The organism is Daejeonella lutea, assembly GCF_900168015.1.
GTDB classification, from domain to species: Bacteria; Bacteroidota; Bacteroidia; order Sphingobacteriales; family Sphingobacteriaceae; genus Daejeonella; species Daejeonella lutea.
Genome location: NZ_FUYR01000002.1, coordinates 754,530 through 777,465, shown reverse-complemented (window position 1 = coordinate 777,465; position 22,936 = coordinate 754,530). Strand labels below are relative to the sequence as shown.

Below are 22,936 nucleotides of genomic sequence, written 5' to 3'. Positions count from 1 at the left end.
TCAGTTAATCAATTCTAGACCTAATATTTGATATGGGCAAATTTCTATTAACAGCATTTCTGCTTATTGCTTCAGCAACCATACAGGCACAGGTGCAAAAGAACAATGTGTCGAAAAAAACTGTACTTATTAAAATCAATATCGAAGCAAACGGGCAGTTTTCAGGCGATGTGAGTAATCTATCTTTCCTTCAAAACAAGCTTCTTGAGGAATTACGAACTGTACCGAAGGTTTCATTTGTGATAGCAAGTGCGAATGAGAAACCGGAAGCGGTCATCGGCATTAAAGTTTCAAATTTCTTTTTAAGCCAGCGGGATGAGAAGACTACTGTGAGGACAGTGACAACTGATGTCGAAATTGGAAAGGATGCAAGTAACAATCCAATAAAGCAAAATGTTGCAGCGAATATCCAAAATACAGTTGTCAAGCGAAATTCCAGGGCGAACCTTGAGACCATTATTGCCATTGATGGGGATATTCCATTTAATTATCAAAAAGTCTTTCCTTCTCAATACAACTATGTGAATTCGACCACAGCTGTAAGCGGCGATTTGAGAGCTATAGGAAATGGATTGCGCATTAAGCCGCCGGGTTCTGGTCCCCCGGAACCTCTTGAAAATGAATTTCTTTATTTACTGGCAAAAAAAGATCTGATGGGGAGGGTTATTGAAGAAATCAAGAAATATTACCAAACTCAAACCAAAACAGCAAAGGTTAAATAAAGGGGTTTACTAACTTTGCGCTTCCATGGCAATAAGTCTTTATAAACCTTTCGATACCTTAAATTTTAGTAAACAGCAATGTTTTCTTACGGGTGAAAAGCTAACTTCAACAGAAGAAGAAATTTCAGTATTCCCTGTATGGCTCATGCAGGAATATGAACTGCACGATCAGCCTTTTAAGCTTCTTGATGAAAGTATGTCGACTTACAAGGACATGAAGCTGCCTTGTTCAAATCTCACCTACGCGAATGGCATTGAGCCTCTTGAAGACGAGATCAGAGCGGCATTCCTTAAAGGCTATGATGCTGTTATTGAGGTTCCACAGACAAAGCTGTTTCAATGGATCGGCAAAATGATCTATGGGATACTCTTCAATGAGATCCGCATCGGTATTCGCCAGCAGAAAGCCTACAATGAAGAGTTCGTTTTTTCGCAGTCGCTGATTCATAAGTTCAGCAATTTGCATATCATGCTGCAGTCGATGATCATACCTGTAGAATTCGACGGGAACCTTCCCTGGACTATTTGTGTATTTAAGATTGAATCAGAACAAGATCTGTTTAATTATCGTGATGAGATAAATACCCTGACATTCTCTTTAGGAATGAAGGATTTCGGGATAGTGGCTTGTCTTCAGGATAATGGAGCGAACGCACTTTATCACAAGGAGATTCTGGAAAAAATTGGCCAGAAGGCGCTTCACCCCATTCAGTTTGAAGAAATTTGTGGTAAATTCTTCTATTCAAATTACCTCTTTAATCGTCTTCCTGAATACACCATCATGCCTACAGCCGATACGATTTATATCGAGCCGATGCCGCTTCGGGGTATGAGCAACAAACCGCTTTTCGACATGTGGCAGAATAAAGTCTACGGTCAGGTTCTGGAGAACTTCTGGAAGCCATGGGGATTAATCCTTTTCGAGATCATTAAAGATCCGGATAACCCTCTTAGCTTTTTGCTTGATCAGGAAGGAAATCTGAAGGCTCCAGCCTCAGTGGAATTGCCTTCAAATTAAGCCTCCAGCTGTCAGTGGTTATCCGCGTCCGGTTAACTGGCTAACAAAATATCCTGCTATATCCGGATAGTAGATAATTGTTAAAGCAACCCCTGTAAGCGCCCCATAAAAATGGGCGTCGTGGTTTATAGCATCCCTGGAATTTCGAGAAGCATACCAGCAATAGCCCAGAAAAAGGAAACCATATAAAACTGCGGGAATAGGGATCGGTATCGGGAAGATGATCATTTTATTCATTGGGTAGAATAAAATGTAGCTAAACACCACCGCGCAGACCGCTCCGGAGGCTCCAAGACTATTATACCAGAAATCTTCTTTGTGTTTTAGAATGGAAGTGACATCACTCAGAACGATGCTCACAATATACAGCACTCCGAACTGTACATGACCCCAGCTGCTCAGTGAAACGAAGGTTTTCTCAAGTGTAAATGCGAAAAAGTAGTATGACAGCATGTTCACCAGCAAATGTCCCCAATCTTTATGAATAAGTCCGCTGGTGATGAGAGAATATAAGCGCCTGCCCCTGCTGACACTGTATGGATGGAGCATAAATTTGCCGTATACCTCAGCATTTGAGAAAGCATACAGGCTGGTAACTATAGTGAAGATGAAGATGATCGTGGCAACAGGTGTATCGTTTATAAAGCTTTCCATTTATCTGACTTCTAATTTAATGTCGCTGGTCAATTTACCAACTGGGTATCTTAAATATGTTTTTTCGTAGTAAGGTGAATTTTTATAAAGCCAGTTTAGCTGGGCATCTGCATTCTTTGAAAATTCAGGATCTTTAGTCTTTTCCGCCTCAAACTTACTTTTCAAAGCAGGATCACTGCTCAGCATTTCAGCGGCATCATCTTCAAAGACATAAGCGGAAAAATGCTCTTTCTGTCCGAGGACAGAATCAAAGAAATTCCATGCAAAGAATGAGTCTGCACCCTGCGGTTCCAGTGTTTCAACAATATAGCGGTTCTGTTTTTGATTCGCATACACAACATAATCGCCAACGTAGAATTTAAGTTTATTTTGTACGGGTTTAATCTTTACCTGAGTGTGCAGGTAGTGGCCTTCAAAAGGCCTGGCAGGAGATTTATAATCTTCGATATAATACGACTGAACTTCCATCTCCGAATCAGCATTGAGTCGTTTCAGCTGAACGCCGTTAAGAGTAAGCAGATCGGCGATTTTGCTCCAGGCCTGTGGAATGATGTATGCAACAGGCTTATCGGCCGTAACTGAAGGGATGTACTTGTCCCATACCTTGATATCTTTCTGATAAGGTGAATTGCGGTCGTAGTACAATCTCGGCTGCCCGCTAACACCACTGTTTTTATATTTTGCCTCGAAGCCTTTGAAGCTGATCATCGAGAAATCATCCTGCTTCAGACTCCATTGAAGACTAAACTTCTTTTGGTTTTTCACCTTATCATCGGCAATCTTTTTATTTTCTCCAATCTGCTTTGAATCCCTCTGAACGATCTTGATAACGTTTACCATGAATTGATAGGTACTTGCTACACGTTGAGCAAATGGCTTAAGCATATGCGTTTCCGGCATAAATCCAATGGTATTATGCAGAGCCGCGTACCCAGTAGAATACCGCGCAACTTCGAGAAAACCCGTTATACCTGCATCTGGGGTTTCTTCTACGCTATTGACGTATGGAATCATCTCAAATCCGGCGTCCTTCATCCCTTTATAAAGATCAGGGATCATGTACCTGCTCGCATACTCAGAAAGTACAGGGTCTAATTTATCTTTTTGGGGATGAATCAAGGTCATGATATATTGGTAATCAGCCCCGTTGCTTGTATGGTTATCGACAAATACTTCAGGCTGCCAGATATTAAATATTTCCTGAAAGCTGCGTGAATTCTTTGAATCCGTTTTGATAAAGTCACGGTTCAGGTCCAGATTTTGGTAGTTTCCGCGGAAACCATAAGAATCCGGGCCGAGCTGATTCGCTCTGGAAGTTCCTCTGTTAAGCATCCCATCGATGTTATAAACCGGGATAATACAGATCACCACATCTTTTGGCAGCGTATTGTTTGAAAGCATGTCCCGGGCCAGCATCATCGATGCATCTATCCCTTCCGGCTCGCCGGGGTGAATGCCATTATTTATAAGAAGAATCCGTTTGTTCGCCCGCCGTATATCATCAGGCGAAAAGATCTTGTCTTTAGAAAGGACGATCAGGTTCAGGTTCTTACCGATGTCCGTCGGTCCATACTCCAGAAGCTGCATCTGCTCATGTTTAGCGTCTAATTCACGGTAGAATGCAATTGCCTCCTGGTAAGTAGCAGTCACATTGTTGCTTTTATGCTGTTCAAATGGTGTTAGCTGGGCCATGGAAAATAAATATGATGCGGTAAAGATAGAAGTCAGAAGGGCTGTTTTCATCAATGATTCCCGCTATGTCAATGCATCAATTTGCTCTGCAAGCTTTCTATCCTTATCCGTAATCTTATCCCCGGCACTGTGCGTGCTTAAACTAATGCTCACCTTGTTGTAGGAATTGCTCCAATCGGGATGATGATCCATTTCCTCAGCAAGTAATGCAACTTTATTCATAAAGGCCCATGCAGCTATGAAATCTTTAAACTTAAAGTCTTTGCTTAGTGTTTCCGCTTTTGTTTCGGAGTCTATTTTTTCCTTCCAGCTCATATCAGAATAATTGTTGTTTACTTTTCGGAAGGCTTTTCACGATGAGATCGTACGAATGATCAATCATCTCCTTCAATTGAGAATCGCTCAAGTTTCCATTCATAAAAACCGTGTTCCAGTGGGTTTTGTTCATATGGTAGCCGGGCTGCACCTCCTCATACTCCTCCCTGAGTGAAACAGCTCTCTCCGGATCACATTTAACATTAAAACGATCAGGATTCTCGAGTCCTGCCAGCAGGAATATCTTGTCCATTACCTTAAATACCAATGTCTCCTCCCCGAAAGGGAATGACTCTGATACATGATTTTTTGACAGGCAATATTCGCGCAGGGTTTCAATGTTCATAGGATTGAATAATATAACGATTTTGCCGAAGCGGTGATACAATTGGTTAAATTTGTACAGGATCTAAAATTAGTTAAAAATGAGTGTCTCTGAAAATATAAGCTATACAGTAGTTGAACGCTTCATTAGATATACTGCTATAGATACACAATCTGACCCCGGGTCAACAACTTGCCCGTCGACAGCAAAACAGAAAGATCTGGCAGAACTTCTTGTGGCTGAACTTCTGGAAATGGGAGTTTCAGATGCCCATTATGATGCCAACGGTTATGTGTATGCTACAATCCCTTCAAACACATCCAAGGCTGTTCCTGTGATTTGTTTTTGTTCGCATATGGATACTTCTCCTGATTGCAGTGGAGAAAATGTCAAAGCAATTATACACAAGAATTACCAGGGAGAGGATATTATTCTTCCGGATGATACTACTCAGGTTCTTAGAATGAAAGATCATCCGGACCTGAGGGATCAGATAGGTAACGACATCATCACAGCTAGTGGCACTACTTTGTTAGGGGCAGACAACAAAGCAGGGCTGGCAGAGATAATGGATGCAGCAAACTTCCTGATGTCTCACCCGGAATATAAACATGGTACGATAAAGATACTTTTTACACCGGATGAAGAGATTGGACGGGGCGTAGACAAAGCAGATCTTGAAAAGTTAAACGCTGACTTTGCTTATACGGTAGATGGTGAAACCGCTGGTTCTATCGAAAATGAAACCTTTTCTGCAGATGGTATCAAGCTTATAATTAATGGTGTTAGCAGTCATCCGGGATTCGCTAAGGGTAAAATGGAAAGTGCCATCAAGATAGCTTCACAAATTGTAGCCTGCCTGCCTAAAGAAAAGCTGTCACCTGAAAGCACTGCGGATAAAGATGGTTTCATCCACCCGGTGTCAATTTCAGGTTCGGTCGAACAGGCGACGGTAGAATTTATTATCCGTGACTTCACCAGCGTAGCACTTCGGAGCCATGAGCGTATACTCGACGTTATTGTGCAGGAAGTATTAGAAGAATATCCTAATTCAACTTATCAGCTTATCGTTGAAGAGCAGTACAGGAACATGAAAGAGATTGTTGATCAGCATCCCAAGCTGCTTGAACTGGGTATAAAAGCAATTGAACGAAGCGGTTTAAAAGCAAAGTTACAGAGTATCAGAGGTGGTACAGATGGATCGCGCCTGTCTTTTATGGGGCTGCCCTGCCCGAATATTTTTGCAGGTGAACATGCATTCCACGGAAAACAAGAATGGGTGTCAGTTCAGGACATGCAAAAAGCCGTTGAAACCATTATCAACCTGGCTTTACTTTGGGAAGAAGAAAGCTGATTATCAATAGTATATAGCTTATCCCTAAGTGTTATTTTTCCTGTAAGTCGTCAGACTGTTTGTCTATATTTGCACGCTTTTTAAGAATTTAAACCGTTCCTGATTTGAATGGACTTAAATCACGTATGTGAATTAGGAGAGAAATCATCATGCGGTGGGTTAAACCTTTATCTATTTTAATAGTCTAAACAGTTAAGAAATGATCAGAGTAAAAAATATTGTATTAATTATTGGTGTTGTTTTAGTCAATTTATCAGGCGCTTTTTCTCAGAAAAAAGCAGAAATGATTAATACGAGGTGGGCAAACAATGTGGTTGTTGCTGATGGTTCCTTAAGTGACTGGCCTGACAGCCTGACCATGTTTAACGAGGCTACAAATCTCTACTACAGCCTCGCTAATGATGATAAGAACGTATATCTCGCTCTGAGGAGTGCTTCCAAACAAGATCTTACCAAGATCCTCGCAGGAGGAATAAGTTTTTCCGCAAATATTGAGGGCAAGAAGAAGGATCCGGCAACCGTTATTTTTCCTGTACTCGACCGTACTCCTGGGAAAAGCCGCAATACAAAGGATCAGCCTGAAGTTGAAGAGATGCAAAAACAGATCCTTTCCAGGATAAAAGACATAAAAGTTGCCGGCTTTAAAGAAATTATCGACGGGGGTATATCACTTCAGAACACCTATGGAATTCGGGCAGCTGCAGGATTTGACAAAAACAATAATCTTATCCAGGAGATCATTATACCCTTAAGCTTGCTTAATCTGAGCACGGCTAATGCGGGTGAAGTGACCTACAGTATCAAGGTTAATGGACTGCAGGGGGCATCTGTTAATATGAACCAGAGACAAACTGCCCAGCGTCAACCAATGGGCGGGATGTACGGGGGACAATTTCCTCCCCGCAACAGCGCAATGAATAAACTTTTAACAAGCACTGAGTTTTATATCCGTAGCAGGCTTGCAACTAAACAATAACAATCACTATCGAAGTAACACAAGATCAAATGAAAAGAATTTTACTACTACTAGCTATCGTATTGATGAACTATGCGGCATTTGCACAAACAAGCCGCGATGTAAAGGGGGTAGTAAAAGACTCTACAGGTACAAGTATCATAGCAGCAACGGTGAAGTACATTGTTGGTACAGATACAGTTTTCACCAGAACTGACATCGATGGAGCCTTCACTCTTAAAGGAGTAAAATCATCAACCTTTCTTATTACGATAAGCAGTTTGGGATATCAAACACTTAATAAAAGGTTTCTATATAAAGACGGAGACACTCCTATCGAGCTTGAGCCCTTCGTTTTAAAGTCTCAAAACAGAATGCTTAATGAAGTCGTCATCTCGGGTACCCCAGGGGTGACTATCAAAGAGGATACTGTAGTGTATCGTGCTGCTGATTATCCGCTTAGGGAGAATGCTCTCGCAGAAGATTTGTTGAAGAAGCTTCCGGGTGTTGAGGTCGATAAAGACGGTAATGTATCTGCACAAGGTAAACAGGTTACCCGTGTCAGGATCAATGGAAAGGATTTCTTCGGCGGGGATGTTAAGACAGCTACGCAACAGCTTCCGGCGGATATGCTTGAGTCGGCACAGATCATTGATGATTATGGTGATCAGGCCAACCTTACAGGTATCAGAAATGGCGATCCGGAGAAGATCCTGAACTTTACAATCAGGGCTGACAAGAATAAGGGCTATTTTGCGCGTGGCACTGTGGGCGGAGGAGACAAGGAAAGATACCAGGCAAATCTTACGGCCAATACTTATAACAATTCAGAGCAGTTTTCTTTTATAGGAAACCTGAACAATACGAACAGCAATGTTTTCAATTTTGGTGGCGGAGGCGGTGGCTTTAGCGGTGGCGGAGGCGGTGCCAGAGTGCAGCAAGTCGGCGGTGGCGGCGGTGGTGGCCAGCGTTTTCAAGGTGGTGGCGGCGGTGGTGGCGGCTTCCAGGGAGGTGGCGGTGGCTTTAGCGGTGGTGATGGGATCACCTCTGTAGGCTCTGTCGGGTTAAACTACCGTAAGGATTATGGAACCAAACTGAGTTCATATGGTAACTACAGTTATTCAAACAGAGACAACAACGTTTTAAGTGATCAGTTCCAGCAAAATAACTTCCAGTCGAGCTTAATTATCATGGATCAGCTATCTGCGAAGAATGTGATCAATGAAAACCACAGGCTTAGCTGGAATCTTGAGTATAAACCCGATACGGTTAATTTCATTAAATTCTCACCTTCATTCAGCTATAGCAAAAGTGAAGACGCTGGAAATTCGAACTATATCCAGACCCTCAACAACACCAGGACATCCGACGGAACAACTATTTATAACACCGCATCCAAGAGTCCTAATTTCGGAGCTAACTTATTACTCAATCACCGGTTCGAGAAACGAGGGCGTAATATCTCCCTATTCGTTAACGCCAATAACTCCCAAACAAAACAGCAGGACGACCAGCTCACCGAATACATAAATTATGCTGTAAGCGGAAACACGAATGTGTACCGTAATCAGGATCTGTATGACGAAAATAAAAGCTCGAATGTAAGTGCAAACTTGTCCTACATCGAACCTTTGGGTAAGTTCTCCGGTTTAGAATTCAATTATAATCACAGCACTACAAATTACAGAAATGAGAGAGAGACTTTCGATGTCACGTCATCGGGTGTATCAACTCCTAATTTGAATTTGAGTAATGATTATAATTACTCATTCAGCACTAATAGATTTGGCGTCAACTTCCGCGTAAATCAACAGCGATACAATTACTCATTTGGTCTAAGCGCGCAGCCAAATGTACTGGAGGGTAATTCGGTTGTGCTGGGTGTAACTACTCCGTACCGCAATACTGGATTTAATCTTATCCCATCAGCACGTTATTCATATAACTTTTCAAGAACGCGGGCGATTAATGCCAACTACTTCGGCCGGGCAAATGAGCCTACCTACATACAATTGCAGCCGATACCAGATGTTACTAATCCGCAGTTCCCGGTTTATGGTAACCCGGACCTGAATGCTGAATTCACTCATATCCTGAACTTCCGTTACAACAATTTTAACTTCGCTTCAGGCGATGTTTTGTTCTTCAACATAGCAGGTAATTACACTGAAAATAAGATCGTATCGAATATCGTCCGCTCGGACGTGTCTGGCGTTGGTCTGGTGCAGGAAACCCGTTACCTGAACACAGACGGTTATTACACTGCAAATGCATTCTACAATTACTCAAAGCCATTTAAAGAGAAGAAATATGTATTTTCATTTAATGGTTCGGCGAACTATATCAATAACATCTCTTTTACGGATAATATCAAAAACCGTGGTAAGAACTGGATCCTTTCACAGGGCCTGAACATGCAGATAAATCCGAACAGGAATCTTGAATTCAACCCGGGTTTTAGATATAGCTTCAACACCAATACGAACGACGCGATAACTAATAACAACACCAAAGTATCAACCTATTCGTTCAACTTTAATAGCAGGGTATACTTCCTTAAAACCCTCTTGTTCGGGACAGATCTGAGTAAAACTATTAATGATGGCTACAGCAGTTCACTTGCAGTAAATCCTTTCATCATCAATACATATCTGGAAAAACAATTTTTGAAAGACAAGAGCGCAACACTCCGCTTCCAGGCATTTGACCTTCTGGATGAAAACACCAGCGTTTCCAGGCAGGTACTTGGAAATACAATTACTGATAGTCAAAGCAACCGCTTATCGCGATATTTTATGCTGACGTTTACCATGAGATTGCAGAAGTTCAGCGGCAGACAACCTCAGCAGCAAAATGGGCCTGATTTCCGCGGACCTGGACAGGGTGGAGAAAGACGGCCGGGTGAAGGCGGTGGAATGCGACGCGAAGGTGGAGGTGGCCCCGGAATGAATAACAACAACTTTTAACAAAATATAAGCCTCACAAATCGTGAGGCTTTTTTATTGCCTTATACTGGTAACGTACCCGATTTATTTAATGAAATGGATTATATTAGGGTTAGAAACATGAATGACCTTATCGCTCAAACAACAATTAAATTTGGTCATGCAAGCTTCATCGCAAATTAACCTGTCATGGAAAGAAGAAAATTCATCAGCAAGGGAATAGTAGCCGGTGCTGTTTTACCTGCAGCATATTCAATCATCGCGCAGGATGCTGCTGCGTCTGAAACTGGAATCAAGGAAAATCCAATAGCGCACTTTCCCCCTGAGAATGATCCTGTAGTTATTGAAAGACCAGTATCTGGTCAGCCACACAAGGGAAAAGTACTTGCAGTAATTCAGCCTCATTGCGATGATATTGCCCTATTCGCCGCCGGCACCGTAGCGAAGCTTGTTGATGAGGGTTATACCGCCTATATGATCAGGACATCCAATGATGATGTTGCCGGAAGAGGTAAAACCCTTGGTGAACGTGTTCTTAATAATGAAAATGATACGGAGGCAACCGCCAAAGTTCTCGGAATTTCTAAGGTTTACGATCTGCATTACCGCAATCATCGTATGGATGAATACAATATTCAGGAGATCAAAGGAAGGCTTATTTTTCTTTTCCGTTTACTGAAAGTAGACACAGTAATTTGTTATGATCCATGGGGTCATTATGAAGAAAATCCTGATCATTATGTGACGGCGAAAGCGGTGGAAGCGGCGCGCTGGATGGCTGGAAGCCTCGACTACCCCGAGCACTTTGAAGTTGTAAAACCACATGCTGTTCAGGAACGGTATTATTTTGCTCGTGGGCCGCAGTTAGTTAACCGGGTTGTAGATATTAGCAAGTACATCGATAAAAAGGTGGAGAGCAATGTGGTAATAAAAACCCAGGGTCCGGGCGGAGATGCGGGAGCAAGATTGCGGAAAAGCCTTGCCGACCAGGGGAAGTCTTTGCCAATTCTGGGCGACAGTGATGACACGGCAAATGCCAGCTTTGTTAAAAATTTCGTGTTAGACATAGACTCCGAATATCACAGGGCAGTTCCTTCCGACAAGGAAGTTGGTAAAAAGTACGGTCTTGAATGGGCTGAGCAATTTCACTACTTCGGAGAGCCCAAGTCGAGAATCCCTGATTTTGTAACTAAAAACGCAGTGAACAAGTAAATTGCTCAAAGTTTTCTTCGCTGATTTACGAATTACTTCTTGTCGACACTATATCTGCCGGGACCGATAAAAGCTAAGCCGAAAAATACAAATCCTAGTTCAATAGCATGAGCCGCGTCCATATAGTCGGATGAAGTTTTCAAATGAGTTACAGCTGCAACGAGCATTGTAAAGGTCAAGATCAGACAAACAGGCCTGAAAGCTAAACCGATCAAAAGCAGGAATCCTCCAAATGTTTCAGCTGCCGCGGCGAGCAGGCCCCAAACCTCTGGAGCAAATGTGATCCCAAGGTATTTCATTGAACCTCCGACGGCTGCCCAGTTATCGGGCCCGCCCAGAAATTTCGGGTAACCGTGCAGCATCATCATAACTCCAAGGCCGAGTCGCACGATTAATAATCCTGTATTTCTGTATTTACCGAGTGATGCGAACAAGGCCATAAATTGTTTTTTGTTATTATAGTTGGTTTGAATAGGTTAACGAAACTGAGGGGCCATCAACTGTTAAAGTAACTTCCCTGCCAAATATCAATGCTCTATTATCTTCAATGTGGCCGGCCGGGAAATTAAAACAAACCGGGTAGTCGTATTCTTTTACGTGGCTCACGATAATTTCTTCAGCGGTATGTCCGAAGGGAATGTCATTGTCTTTCAAATCCGTAAATCCGCCGATAATTAACCCTTTTAATTCAGCAAGAATACCCGCTCGTTTAAAGCTTAGGATCATCCTGTCGATCGAATAGAAATATTCTCCAACATCTTCAAGGAAAAGAATCTTGTCTTTGTAATCCTGTTCTGAAACAGATCCGGACATCATCAGTAGTAAAGTGAGATTTCCTCCAATAAGCATCCCTGAGCCTGATCCGCTTTTATTCTCGACAGCACTGGTATAAGAATAATCGAAGGGTTCATTAAATAAGGCTTTACGCAGAGTTTCCAAGGAGACTTTTGTTCCGTCAGGAATAGTTAAAGGCATTTGTCCGTGAATACTCTGAGTATTTAGTACGGCATTGATGTGACTGTGAAGAATTGTTATATCACTAAACCCAATGATCCATTTCGGGTTATCTTCAAATCGCGAGAAATCGATACCATCGATAATGCGAATGGTTCCGTATCCGCCTCGTGCGGCAAAGATTGCTTTCACGGAATCATCATCAAGGAACTTTTGGAAATCTGCTGTACGCAGTTCATCTGTACCGGCAAATTGGTGCCAGGATGCGTATACGGTTTCGCCGAGAACAACCTTTAATCCCCACGACTCTAATAGCTTTACCGCATCGTCAATGGGTACCGGAAGGCTCTTAGCAGGACAGGTAATGGCAACGGTATCGCCTTTCTGTAAATATGGAGGGGTTATCAACGTATGTTTATCTAAATGGTTGTGGTGCGCAAATTAACAAATACCGTATTAACTATTTGTCAAATTTATCCCATTCTTATCCTAAGCATTAGTTTATCGTTATAAGCCTCAGTGACAATATTCAAGCAAGTCCGATAATTAAACCGGCCATACATAACAGGAAAATTCAAACAGGCTAGCCAAATACACTAACGTTCTTTCGGAACACCTTAAGTGACGATCAATTGGATCCCACTTTATTGCTGAGGAACTAATTTTTGAGGTAAAATTAGAATGCTGAAAAATGCCGGTAATATAACAATTTACTCAAATTGATTAAGGCTTAGATTTGCCGCCAAAAAAAACTTGCGAACTCAACAGTCCACTAATCTTATGAAATTGTCTCAGATCGCTTTATTTCAACCGTATGAAGAACGCTTATACTAATATGGTAAGTACGACATTAAATTAAACTCGCTTACACCTTCTAAGTACCTTCTAGTGTTCTTCTTCGTACCTTCTTCGCCAAATGTTGCCCTGGCGTGGCCTAAAATGGGGTTGGAGACGAAGAAGAGGCGGAGAAGGTACAGAGAAAGATCATTTTTTATACTATTTTTAAATCTGGTATAAAAACGTGATTTCAGCGATAAAAAAACTGGAGCTTTTTATGCGCTTTCGGGCAGGAATGCCAACAACACCAAGCTCTTCAGCACGATAACAGAATAAAGTTTAATACACTAAGTATCCTAAAAGCTTGATCATAACGTTCAGGACTTTATATGCAATTATAAAGTTAGAGCCTTAGCGATTATCTTTGCAAACTATTCAATCGAACGAGATACGTTAATAATCAGATTTTGGGAAAGACATTTAAGAGATATACCGTTACAGCAGCACTTCCTTATACCAACGGCCCGGTCCACATCGGCCACCTTGCTGGTGTATATGTTCCCGCTGATATTTATGTAAGATATTTACGTTCATCCGGCCATGATGTGGTATTCATTTGTGGATCGGACGAACATGGCGTTCCAATCACCCTTAAGGCCCGCAAAGAAGGTATAACGCCTCAACAGGTCGTTGATAAGTATCACAAAGTTATTGGGGATTCGTTCAGGGATTTCGGGGTATCGTTCAATATCTACCACAGGACATCCTCTGAGACTCATCACAAAACAGCTTCCGATTTCTTCAAGACTCTCTACGATAAAGGTGTGTTTACCGAAGAAGAAACGGAACAATATTTTGATGAAACAGCCGGGCAGTTTCTCGCAGACCGTTATATCGTCGGTACTTGTCCTAATTGCGGTAACGACAATGCTTATGGTGACCAATGCGAAAAATGCGGCACTTCACTGAGCCCTGAGGAGTTGATAAATCCTCACTCTACGTTATCTGGCTCCAAACCGGTACTCAGGAGAACCACCAATTGGTTTCTGCCACTTGATAAAATGCAGCCGCAGATTGAATCATATATTGATTCGCATAAGGAATGGAGACCAAATGTATATGGTCAGTGCAAGTCTTGGTTGAACGGCGGCCTGCATCCCAGGGCCATGACCCGGGATCTGGACTGGGGAGTAAATGTTCCCGTAAAAGGTGCTGATGGCAAAGTTCTCTATGTATGGTTTGACGCTCCTATTGGATATATTTCGGCAACAAAAGACCTGTGCAAACCTGGATTAGAATCCAATAAAAAAGATGAGTATTACGTAAACGACCAACTAAAGCCAACTCACAGCTGGGAAAAGTACTGGCAGGATGATGAAACAAAACTTGTTCACTTTATAGGCAAAGACAATATTGTTTTCCATTGTATCATATTTCCGGCTATGCTGATGGCTCATGGAAGATATAATCTTGCTGAGAACGTGCCAGCCAATGAATTTCTTAACCTTGAAGGAGATAAAATTTCAACATCCCGGAATTGGGCTGTCTGGTTGAATGAGTATCTCTTAGATTTTCCGGGAAAACAGGATGTGCTGCGTTATGTCCTGACAGCAACCGCGCCTGAAACCAAGGATAATGATTTTACCTGGAAAGACTTCCAGGCAAGAAACAACAACGAGCTTGTCGCGATCTTCGGTAATTTTATAAATCGTGTACTGATACTTTCACATAAATATTTTGAGGGAAAGGTTGCGTTCGGTTCAGAGTATACAGAAAGTGACCTGAAGGCCATAGGCGAGCTAAAAGGTTATCCGGCAAGCATATCCTCATCTATTGAGCAATACCGCTTCAGGGAGGCGCTATCCGAATTTATGAACCTCGCGCGGCTTGGCAATAAATATCTCGCAGATGAAGAACCCTGGAAAGTTATCAAAACCGACGAGGAACGGGTTAAGACGGTTTTAAATGTTGGGCTTCAAATTGCAGCTAACCTGGCCATACTCGCCCAGCCCTTCCTGCCATTCACCGCAGCAAAGCTTTTTAAAATGCTGAACCTCGATGTTCAAGGCTGGGATAAGGCAGGAACTGTTGAATTGCTTCAAGAGGGTCATCAGCTCAACGAGGCCGCCTTGCTTTTTGATAAAATTGAAGATGAGGCTATAGACGCCCAAATAAAAAGATTGATGGATACGAAGACAGCTAATACTCTGGATCAGGCAGAACCATCTCAGGCGAAGGAGAATATCAGTTTCGACCAATTTTCTGCGATGGATATTCGGGTCGGAAAGATATTGGCGGCTGAAAAAGTCGCAAAAACTAAGAAGCTACTCAAATTACAGGTTGATACTGGCATCGATCAACGTACCATCGTTTCGGGCATCGCAGAATACTTCGACCCTGAGAAAATCATCGGGCAGCAGGTTTCTGTATTGATAAACCTCGAACCACGGGAGATTAAAGGCATTTTATCACAGGGTATGATTCTGATGGCGGAAAATTCAGAAGGAAAGCTTAGTTTTGTTGCACCATCTGAAGCCTTTCCAAGTGGAAGTGAGATTAGATAAATGGTCCCGTAGTTCAACGGATAGAATAGAAGTTTCCTAAACTTTAGATATGAGTTCGATTCTCGTCGGGACCACAAAAGCCACTCAATTAGAGTGGCTTTTTTTTATGCCCTTGGCTGTAAAGCCTGTATGTTTTAAAGTGGCTGAAACAAAAACGCCTCCAGCAAGCTGAAGGCGTTAGTTTTTTATTTTCTATCCAATATTAATAACCCGGATTCTGAGTTAAGTTAGGATTTGCATTAAGCTCATCCTGAGGTATTGGCCAGATGTATTTGAAATCTGAGTACGGGATAGCAGCCTTTGCCGCTGGTGTTACCGGACGGGTTGTAGTATTGTAGTTAGATCCGTCTCCAGCAAGTGCTGTTACCAGGATCTTGGCAGGGATACCACCACCAGCAACCTGGAAGTTCACATCCTGTGACAATCTGGTAATATCTGCCCATCTTCTTCCTTCACCTGCAAACTCAACACGGCGCTCGTTCAGAATAGCCTGAGTTAATGCATTTTGAGAAGCAAAGTTAGCGATTGTGTAACGGTCAGCCACAGGCACAGCCCGATTTCTAACTGCATTAAGCAAATTCAAAGCACGGACATCCAGTGGCGTAGTTCTAGAATATGCCTCAGCTACGTTTAACAAAACTTCTGCATAACGAATGATCGGAGCCCAGTCAGTGCTTGTCGTCGGGTCACGATACTTGTAGTTAAAGAAGTATTTCGCGCCGTTGGTAGTTTGCTGGATCTGTAATAAGGATCTTCTTGTATCACCTGTAACCCAGAATGATGCGTTATACAGATTTGGACTTGTAGCAACTAATCCACGACCAACCTGGCTATTTAATGGGTTAGCAGCCGGACCAAACATGTTCGCCAGTGCACCATTAACACCACCATTTGCAGCAGAACCATTTTCAATAGAGAAAATTGATTCAGTATTGTTATTGAAGGTAGCAAATGGACCGTCAGGGCTGGCTGTTAAAGCATATCCGCCGATAGGGCTGGTATACGGGGCAGCTGCGCCGCTGGTTCCAAGTTTTGCTCCTTCGGTGATAACTCCTGCAAAGTCATTCATGTGAAGTTTAACACGCGTTTTAAGCGCAATTGCTGCAGCTTTAGTAGCACGTGTGATCTTGTTTGAAGTACGTGTTGCTGGTAGATTTGTTTCAGCAAAATCAAGATCCACTAAAATCTTCGTGTAATCTTCAGCTACAGTTCCCCTTGTTTGAGATAAGGTAGCTGCCACAGTTGATGCACCAGTAACGGCCACCGTCCGATAAGGAACTCCAGGCTTATTACCATTACCGTCAACAAAAGGGCGGCAGAAATTGATTACAAGTTCATGGTGAGCAAGGGCGCGTAAAAATCTTGCCTCGCCCGCATACTGATCAGCAACAGCCTGAGTAATTGTTCCTGCACCAGCAGCCGCTGTAACACCGTCAATTACAACATTACACTGGTTGATCAACGAATATAAGTTGATAAACATATTCCAGTTATTAGCACTAGACGCCGCCGCAGTAATAGTGGTTTCGTATGTGATCTGGTAGAATGTCGCAAGGTTGACCATGTCTTCACCACGCATTTCTGACTGCTCGATAGATGCTGCGCCGAATGGATAACCACGGCCAGCACCACCATTATAGTTACCAACTGCTGCACGGTTATACACCCCATTCATCGCCAACTCAATATTAGCCGGGTTTGAGAATGCTGTCGTTTCCGAAAGCTGGCTCAATGGGCTTAGCTCCGTAAACTTTTTACAAGAGGATACAACCATCAGGCCGGCAAGACCCATAATGAGGATCCCCTTTTTAAATAATCTATTTTCTATAGTTCTTTTCATGTCTCTACTAATTAAAATCCAAGATTTAAACCTAACACGAATGTGCGTGAAATTGGGTTGGTGTTGTAATCTACTCCGACAGTACTGTTTGAAGTAACACTTGTGTTCAATTCCGGATCTAATCCTGAATAATCTGTAATAATAAATGCGTTCATCACTTGTGCATACACTCTCAGTTTATTGAACTTAAGACTGTTCACAACTGATACCGGCAAAGTATAACCGAGGGTTATGTTCTGACCACGAATGTAGCTTCCATCTTCCACGAAACGTGAAACAGTATTGGCAGTAAGATTTGTGAATGCATCACGTCCGTAATAAAGACGAGGAACATCGGTGTTCGTGTTAGTTGAAGTCCAACGGTTAAGTAACTCAGTACCGCCATTCAGGAATTTCTGGTTTAGTAAACTTTCCTGACGTGTAACGTTCATTACTTTATTACCCCCTGAGAAGGTAAGGAAGACGTTAAGATCTAAACCTTTATAAGTGAAGGTATTGTTCAAACCACCAAAGTAAGTCGGGCTTGAGTTTCCTAATACCACACGGTCAGCAGCAGCCAAAGTAGTTGCAGCTCCAGCAACAGATGGGTTTGCAGGATCGTAAACACTGTAAGCCTGCGTTACGATGTTACCTTGGATGATTTGACCATTAGCTTTTCTGTACAATGGATTACCATTCGCGGGGTTAACTCCTTCATATTTGTAACCGTACAATGATGCGATTGATTCGCCAACGCGGTGGATGTTGTAAGAGAACACTACATCAGAGTTATTATTCGCAAGTGTTTTGATACGATTCTTTACAAGTGTCAGATTTAAATCAGATGACCATGAGAAATTATCGTTTTGCACGTTCATCGAACCCACCGTAAATTCAAAACCTTTATTGTTCATGCTACCAACGTTCTGGTTGATACCATTTCCTGGTACACCCAGCGAAAGTGGAGTAGGAACAAATAATATGATGTTATCAACGTCATTCGTGAAATAATCAGCGCTCAGGTTTAAACGGCTATTGAACATTGATAAGTCAACACCTGCGTTGTATTTTTTACTGGTTTCAAACTTTAAGTCTGGGTTACCAGCCTGGCTGAAGAACAATCCACTGTTAGCACCGTATGTTGCTGCGCTGAAGTTACCAGCAAATGGATAGTTACCAATATCGGTGTTACCAACTTTAGAATAACCACCACGAATTTTAAAGTCATTGATGAATTTGAATGCTGATGAATTCTTAAAGAAACCTTCTTCAGAAATTCTCCATCCAATTGACGCACCTGGGAGATTTGCAACTTGGTTCCCTTGCGGAAGCGAAGATATCTGATCTGACCGGAAGGTTGCGCTCAAAAGGTACTTGCCCTTATATGAATAATTTCCACGAACAAATAGAGATTTGTAAGCTTGTTCCGAAACACTTCCACCTAAACCAAAGGTAGCCTGAGGGAAGGAGTTACTAATAAGGTTCTCTCCGCCAAAGAACGTTGTAGAAATACTTGTAGCACTCGCATTGAATGCTCTGTAGCGTGATTTCTGGAATTCCAAACCACCAACAGCACCAAAGTTGTGGTCGCCAATAGTTTTATTGTATCCAAGAGTGTTAGTCCATACATAACGGAATGTTGGAATGTATTGCTGGAATGCAAAACCACCAGAACCACGTCCGTCACCGTGCAGCGGACTGTAGTATTGATAATCCTCTCCAAACAAGCTGTTTGTTGAAATCTGAGTTTTAAGATCCAGACCGTTGATGATATTAAAATTCACAAATGCACCACCAATAAGGTTCGTGGTTTGGTTACGGAATTTATTGTTAGCCAGAACGAAAGCAATATTTGTGTAGTTATCATCGATCTCTCTTAGGTTGGTACCTCTTCCAAGACGAGCAAGATCTGCACTGAAGTTGTACGAACCATCAGGGTTCATTGGAGCAACGTTAGGTAAAGCGCGGATAGCGTTACCAACGTTTCCTGAAAGAGCGTTAGTACCTGCATTCAATCCAAAGTTTCTGGTGTAAGCTACGTTAGCATTAATTCCAAAAGTTAGGTGCTTGTCCAAGGCGCTTTGCTCGATTTTTCCAAAGAAAGAATACTTATTCTGAGTGTTCGACTTAATTGCACCTTCAAGATCATTGTAACCAAGCGAGAAATAATAGTTAGACTGTTCAGTTGCTCCACTAACGGCTAAAGCATGACTTTGCTGGAAAGCGTTTTTATTGAACACTACATCCTGCCAGTCAGTATTGATACCGCTTGCAACAGCACCAGCTGCACCACCTGAATTAGTTAGTTTTTCATTAGCAATAGTAATAAACTGATCAGCGCTTAACAGGTCAAAAGTCTTTGCTACGCTTGAAGATGAAAACCATGTATTGTAAGCAATCTGCGGTTTGCCAGCAGTTCCTTTTTTCGTTGTAATAAGAACCACACCATTTGCAGCCCTTGAACCATAAATCGCAGTTGCTGCACCATCTTTCAACACATCAACACTCTGGATATCATTCGGATTGATGTCTCCCAACGGGTTAGTAGTTGTTGTACCGCTTTGGTTTCCTGTTACTACCGGTAACCCATCTACAACGTACAAAGGTTCAGTACCATTTGAAATACTGTTTACTCCCCTGATCCTAACACGGGGTGCCTGACCCAGAATACCACTAGAAACAGTTACTTGTACACCAGATACTCTTCCAGCTAATGCCTGGTCAAAACTGGCAACTGGTTTATCAGCAAGTGCCCCACCAGTAACACTGCCAACGGATCCGGTAACTTCCTTCCGCGATTGAGTTCCGTAACCAACAACAACAACCTCACTTAATTGGCGGCGGTCTGAAGTTAGCGTTACATTCATAGTAGTACCGGTTATTGCCAAAGTTTGAGGCAGGTATCCTATGTATGTAAAAGTTAATGAAGTAGAACCTGAAGGAACCTGCAACGAAAAACGTCCATTTCCATCGGTAGAGGTTCCGGCTGTACTACCGGCAGCCTTGACACTTACCCCCGGCAGAGGCAAGCCATCTAATTTGTCTGTAACTGTTCCAGTCACAGTACGATCCTGTGCCAACGCCTGAAAGGCAATAAATAGCATCAGAAATAAACTTTGTAAAAGTCTTTTCATACTTGATTTGCGTTTAATTTGATTAATACTGATTATGGTTAGAATACCGAATATCCGCAACAAACACGTTACAACAAAATAAATCGTTAAACTGAATGGCAAAAAAAAATTAACTACCTGATGATCAGATAATTAATTTTATGCGAATTTTGATGATTTTGGAAATTACCTAATGTTCAGCACATTACAGGTGTGGACACTGGCGGCTAATTATTCAGTACGACATTCATTGTATATACACCCTTTTCGGAAAAGAGAGCATCAATTTCCTGGTTACCAAATCTAAATTTAGCCCTGAAAGGAAATATTACATTGTCAAGTTTATAGGTGAGTTGTTTTGCTGTCTCAGAAACATTCAATACCCGCGTATAAGACCCTTGAGATATAGCAATTTGCCCTAGTGTTGCTTTAATTGCAATCTGGCCGTTCAAGGAAGGTACATTTCCTGTCGTATTACTCAAGGTTAGGATTATTGCATTTTCATCTGTCATCTTATATTCAATATCAGCTCGGGTAACCTGTAAGGTACGGGCGTAGACCTTGAAGGGTTTGTCTGTTTTTCCTAAATACAAGTCTTTTTTCCAGACACCGGTTAACAAGCTATCAGCTCCATCTTTTTTCTTAATTTTCATAATTCCATCACCATCCCGCTTACCATTGGACCATTTACCAACATACGAATCCCCGTTTTTCCATGAGTAAGTACCAGTTCCATGAGGCAATCCATCTTTGAACTCGCCCTGATATTGATCGATCCCTTCCGCTTTGCCAACGCCATTGGCATTTCCTTTCTTACATTCCCCTTCGTATTTCCCGGCAATGGCTGAAAGTAAAACTTTGCAATTCTCCTGAGCAATCGACTGACCTACGGTACCAAAAAACAGTATTAGTATCAAGAATTTAGATTTGATTTTCATTAGATATATTTTTTTGACATTCTGGCAGCAATATCTTTTGCACATGCAAGGCCAACGTCAACGGTTCGGACAAATAAAAGAGGCTGTCCTTCCGGACAGCCTCTTTTTAATTAGTAATTTCTATTTATCCCACCAAACTCTGGTGTTCAAATTATCTGGGCCCTGCTGGGTAAGTACTTTCGCGTAATTATCGGCATTTACAGTTTTATCTGCAGCAGGATAAATTAACCTTCTTGGTATACCGGCCGGATTAGCAGAGTTAGGGCCAGCAGTTAACACCGGGAAGCCCGTCCGTCTCCATTCTGCCCATGCTTCCCATCCGTCTAAATAAAGGTGAATCCATCTTTGGGTTGCAATCTGTTGAATGGCTTTACTTGCATCATATGCAACGCCTGTTTCATTCTTGAACGTCGCATCAGGAACTCCATACTGGGCTAATGAAGCGTCGATCCCGCTATCGTATGACGCTTTCGCGGCAATGTCTCCACCCGGAATCCATCCCAATTTTGCTGCTTCTGCTTTCGCGAATTCTACCTGTGCAAAAGTGAATATATAGGCCGGTGAGCCAGCTGCACGCAAGTTGTTTCCCAATCTGCTGAAGGCGTTTGGTATATTAGTTTGCAGCGTTTTTCCGTAATCTAATCCCTTGATGACATTTCCTGGCAGGACCTCAGCATAAACCGGCAAACGTGGGTCATTACTTCTGCCATTCGCTTTCATGTAGTTTACAAGTGGCGTGCTAATTGCATAATCATTTCGGTTCGAGATCGAGTAATTATTGTACCACGGATTGTAATTATTCGGATCGCCTGCAAGAAATTTGTAGGTGATGTTCTGTGAGTTTGAAGCTATAACATCTGCCATAGCAGCTTTAAATTCAGTAGCAGCCAGGCCAGCAGCTGTAGGATGTACCTTCGACATACGTAGGGCCATCAAAAGCCTTTGAGTAGCAGCAAATCGTTTCCAGCCTGCCATGTTACCATCAAGGATAATATCTCCTTGCATGCCTAGGCCGCCATCTATCTGTGCTCCTGCTTCTTTCAACTCTTTGAATAGATCTTTGTAAATATCTTCCTGTTTGTCGTATACCGGAGTAATATTTTCACCCCCCTTTAATGCTTGTGAATACGGCAGATCACCCCATCGGTCAGTTATTTTCCAGAAGATATAGGCTTTCATTATCCGGGCAACTGCAAGTTGGTTGTTTTTTGATCCATTAGCACCTGGATCTGCCTCAACTGTACCTGCTGTATTGTATTCGATAATTTTTTGCAACTGAATTAGCGGTGAGCTGTACCAACCTGAGTAAGCTTGGCCACCAACAGCGTCCCCATAACCTGAGCTTGTAAGGTATGGGCCTTCGGAAAAGTACTGAGCCATAGTAGTTCCCTGCCCACTGCCTATAAACAATCCTACACTATTCTGCATGGCATTTGTTAATAGTGAGCGAGTAGATGAAACTGCAACTCTGGTTGGATCGACGTTAGTATCGCCAAAATCCCCTATTTTATCACAACCTGCGGCAAACATGGTCAGCCCGGCCAGTGATAATGCTATATATTTATTTAATTTTTTCATA

General features: G+C 42.3%; 17 protein-coding genes and 1 tRNA gene. 8 read left to right on the top strand and 10 right to left on the bottom strand.

Going from position 1 to position 22,936, the window contains the following annotated elements; all coding sequences use genetic code 11:
- Positions 1 to 32 precede the first annotated feature (32 nt).
- A complete protein-coding gene (locus B5X60_RS12555; RefSeq protein ID WP_079703032.1) occupies positions 33 to 722 on the top strand; it encodes a hypothetical protein in 690 nt (229 codons plus the stop codon).
- 25 nt (positions 723 to 747) lie between these two features.
- Complete coding sequence (locus B5X60_RS12550) at positions 748 to 1,740, top strand: hypothetical protein (RefSeq protein WP_079703031.1); 993 nt, start codon at positions 748 to 750, stop codon at positions 1,738 to 1,740.
- A gap of 18 nt (positions 1,741 to 1,758) precedes the next feature.
- On the opposite strand, the gene B5X60_RS12545 is transcribed toward B5X60_RS12550, so the two are convergent.
- The 4 genes from B5X60_RS12545 to B5X60_RS12530 are packed head-to-tail and all read right to left on the bottom strand — an operon-like array spanning position 1,759 to position 4,747.
- Positions 1,759 to 2,394, bottom strand: coding sequence for a rhomboid family intramembrane serine protease (locus B5X60_RS12545; RefSeq protein ID WP_079703030.1), 636 nt, complete (start codon positions 2,392 to 2,394; stop codon positions 1,759 to 1,761).
- Positions 2,395 to 4,137, bottom strand: a complete 1,743-nt coding sequence (locus B5X60_RS12540; RefSeq protein WP_079703029.1) for a M14 family zinc carboxypeptidase — start codon at positions 4,135 to 4,137, stop codon at positions 2,395 to 2,397. It abuts the gene before it with no gap.
- Positions 4,138 to 4,149: 12 nt separating this feature from the next.
- Positions 4,150 to 4,401, bottom strand: coding sequence for a 4a-hydroxytetrahydrobiopterin dehydratase (locus tag B5X60_RS12535; protein ID WP_079703027.1), 252 nt, complete (start codon positions 4,399 to 4,401; stop codon positions 4,150 to 4,152).
- Position 4,402: 1 nt separating this feature from the next.
- A complete protein-coding gene (locus B5X60_RS12530) occupies positions 4,403 to 4,747 on the bottom strand; it encodes an MmcQ/YjbR family DNA-binding protein (protein ID WP_079703262.1) in 345 nt (114 codons plus the stop codon).
- Positions 4,748 to 4,826: 79 nt separating this feature from the next.
- Here B5X60_RS12530 and pepT point away from each other — a divergent pair, with 79 nt between their 5' ends.
- The 4 genes from pepT to B5X60_RS12510 all read left to right on the top strand — a co-directional run bounded on the left by pepT (position 4,827) and on the right by B5X60_RS12510 (position 11,192).
- The gene (gene pepT, locus B5X60_RS12525; RefSeq protein ID WP_079703025.1) at positions 4,827 to 6,080 is read left to right on the top strand and encodes a peptidase T; all 1,254 of its coding nucleotides are present in this window, start codon (positions 4,827 to 4,829) and stop codon (positions 6,078 to 6,080) included.
- A gap of 199 nt (positions 6,081 to 6,279) precedes the next feature.
- The gene (locus tag B5X60_RS12520) at positions 6,280 to 7,056 is read left to right on the top strand and encodes a hypothetical protein (RefSeq protein WP_079703024.1); all 777 of its coding nucleotides are present in this window, start codon (positions 6,280 to 6,282) and stop codon (positions 7,054 to 7,056) included.
- A 29-nt stretch (positions 7,057 to 7,085) separates the two neighbouring features.
- Positions 7,086 to 10,001 (top strand): outer membrane beta-barrel protein, encoded by a 2,916-nt coding sequence (locus B5X60_RS18540; RefSeq protein ID WP_079703023.1) that lies wholly within the window; start codon positions 7,086 to 7,088, stop codon positions 9,999 to 10,001.
- Positions 10,002 to 10,169: 168 nt separating this feature from the next.
- A complete protein-coding gene (locus B5X60_RS12510; protein ID WP_079703022.1) occupies positions 10,170 to 11,192 on the top strand; it encodes a PIG-L deacetylase family protein in 1,023 nt (340 codons plus the stop codon).
- A 32-nt stretch (positions 11,193 to 11,224) separates the two neighbouring features.
- Here the strand turns inward: B5X60_RS12510 and B5X60_RS12505 are convergent, their stop codons facing one another.
- Entirely contained in the window at positions 11,225 to 11,632 is a 408-nt protein-coding gene (locus B5X60_RS12505; RefSeq protein ID WP_079703021.1) for a DoxX family protein, read from the bottom strand.
- A gap of 16 nt (positions 11,633 to 11,648) precedes the next feature.
- Positions 11,649 to 12,554, bottom strand: a complete 906-nt coding sequence (locus tag B5X60_RS12500; RefSeq protein WP_079703020.1) for a S66 peptidase family protein — start codon at positions 12,552 to 12,554, stop codon at positions 11,649 to 11,651.
- 836 nt (positions 12,555 to 13,390) lie between these two features.
- On the opposite strand from B5X60_RS12500, the gene metG reads away from it, so the two are divergent.
- Together metG and B5X60_RS12490 are read left to right on the top strand one after the other, a co-directional pair.
- The gene (gene metG / locus B5X60_RS12495; RefSeq protein ID WP_079703019.1) at positions 13,391 to 15,487 is read left to right on the top strand and encodes a methionine--tRNA ligase; all 2,097 of its coding nucleotides are present in this window, start codon (positions 13,391 to 13,393) and stop codon (positions 15,485 to 15,487) included.
- Positions 15,488 to 15,489: 2 nt separating this feature from the next.
- Positions 15,490 to 15,561 (top strand) — tRNA-Arg (locus B5X60_RS12490).
- Between the two features lie 128 nt (positions 15,562 to 15,689).
- On the opposite strand, the gene B5X60_RS12485 is transcribed toward B5X60_RS12490, so the two are convergent.
- From B5X60_RS12485 to B5X60_RS12470, 4 genes are all read right to left on the bottom strand, one after another.
- Positions 15,690 to 17,327: a RagB/SusD family nutrient uptake outer membrane protein gene (locus B5X60_RS12485; RefSeq protein WP_221406243.1), complete on the bottom strand. Its 1,638-nt coding sequence runs from the start codon at positions 17,325 to 17,327 to the stop codon at positions 15,690 to 15,692.
- Between the two features lie 11 nt (positions 17,328 to 17,338).
- Positions 17,339 to 20,440, bottom strand: a complete 3,102-nt coding sequence (locus tag B5X60_RS12480; RefSeq protein ID WP_139377465.1) for a SusC/RagA family TonB-linked outer membrane protein — start codon at positions 20,438 to 20,440, stop codon at positions 17,339 to 17,341.
- 206 nt (positions 20,441 to 20,646) lie between these two features.
- Positions 20,647 to 21,357 (bottom strand): MORN repeat-containing protein, encoded by a 711-nt coding sequence (locus B5X60_RS12475; protein ID WP_170878446.1) that lies wholly within the window; start codon positions 21,355 to 21,357, stop codon positions 20,647 to 20,649.
- A 120-nt stretch (positions 21,358 to 21,477) separates the two neighbouring features.
- Entirely contained in the window at positions 21,478 to 22,935 is a 1,458-nt protein-coding gene (locus B5X60_RS12470) for a SusD/RagB family nutrient-binding outer membrane lipoprotein (protein WP_079703016.1), read from the bottom strand.
- Position 22,936 lies beyond the last annotated feature (1 nt).

What these genes read in the sequence shown, in the direction of transcription:
- B5X60_RS12505 (WP_079703021.1), bottom strand. Translation starts at nt 11,632, where the DNA reads ATGGCCTTGTTCGCATCACTCGGTAAATACAGAAATACAGGATTATTA.
- B5X60_RS12485 (WP_221406243.1), bottom strand. Translation starts at nt 17,327, where the DNA reads ATGAAAAGAACTATAGAAAATAGATTATTTAAAAAGGGGATCCTCATT.
- B5X60_RS12545 (WP_079703030.1), bottom strand. Translation starts at nt 2,394, where the DNA reads ATGGAAAGCTTTATAAACGATACACCTGTTGCCACGATCATCTTCATC.
- B5X60_RS12550 (WP_079703031.1), top strand. Translation starts at nt 748, where the DNA reads ATGGCAATAAGTCTTTATAAACCTTTCGATACCTTAAATTTTAGTAAA.
- B5X60_RS12470 (WP_079703016.1), bottom strand. Translation starts at nt 22,935, where the DNA reads ATGAAAAAATTAAATAAATATATAGCATTATCACTGGCCGGGCTGACC.
- B5X60_RS12520 (WP_079703024.1), top strand. Translation starts at nt 6,280, where the DNA reads ATGATCAGAGTAAAAAATATTGTATTAATTATTGGTGTTGTTTTAGTC.
- B5X60_RS12535 (WP_079703027.1), bottom strand. Translation starts at nt 4,401, where the DNA reads ATGAGCTGGAAGGAAAAAATAGACTCCGAAACAAAAGCGGAAACACTA.
- B5X60_RS18540 (WP_079703023.1), top strand. Translation starts at nt 7,086, where the DNA reads ATGAAAAGAATTTTACTACTACTAGCTATCGTATTGATGAACTATGCG.
- B5X60_RS12510 (WP_079703022.1), top strand. Translation starts at nt 10,170, where the DNA reads ATGGAAAGAAGAAAATTCATCAGCAAGGGAATAGTAGCCGGTGCTGTT.
- B5X60_RS12530 (WP_079703262.1), bottom strand. Translation starts at nt 4,747, where the DNA reads ATGAACATTGAAACCCTGCGCGAATATTGCCTGTCAAAAAATCATGTA.
- pepT (WP_079703025.1), top strand. Translation starts at nt 4,827, where the DNA reads ATGAGTGTCTCTGAAAATATAAGCTATACAGTAGTTGAACGCTTCATT.
- B5X60_RS12540 (WP_079703029.1), bottom strand. Translation starts at nt 4,137, where the DNA reads ATGAAAACAGCCCTTCTGACTTCTATCTTTACCGCATCATATTTATTT.
- B5X60_RS12555 (WP_079703032.1), top strand. Translation starts at nt 33, where the DNA reads ATGGGCAAATTTCTATTAACAGCATTTCTGCTTATTGCTTCAGCAACC.
- B5X60_RS12480 (WP_139377465.1), bottom strand. Translation starts at nt 20,440, where the DNA reads ATGAAAAGACTTTTACAAAGTTTATTTCTGATGCTATTTATTGCCTTT.
- B5X60_RS12475 (WP_170878446.1), bottom strand. Translation starts at nt 21,357, where the DNA reads ATGAAAATCAAATCTAAATTCTTGATACTAATACTGTTTTTTGGTACC.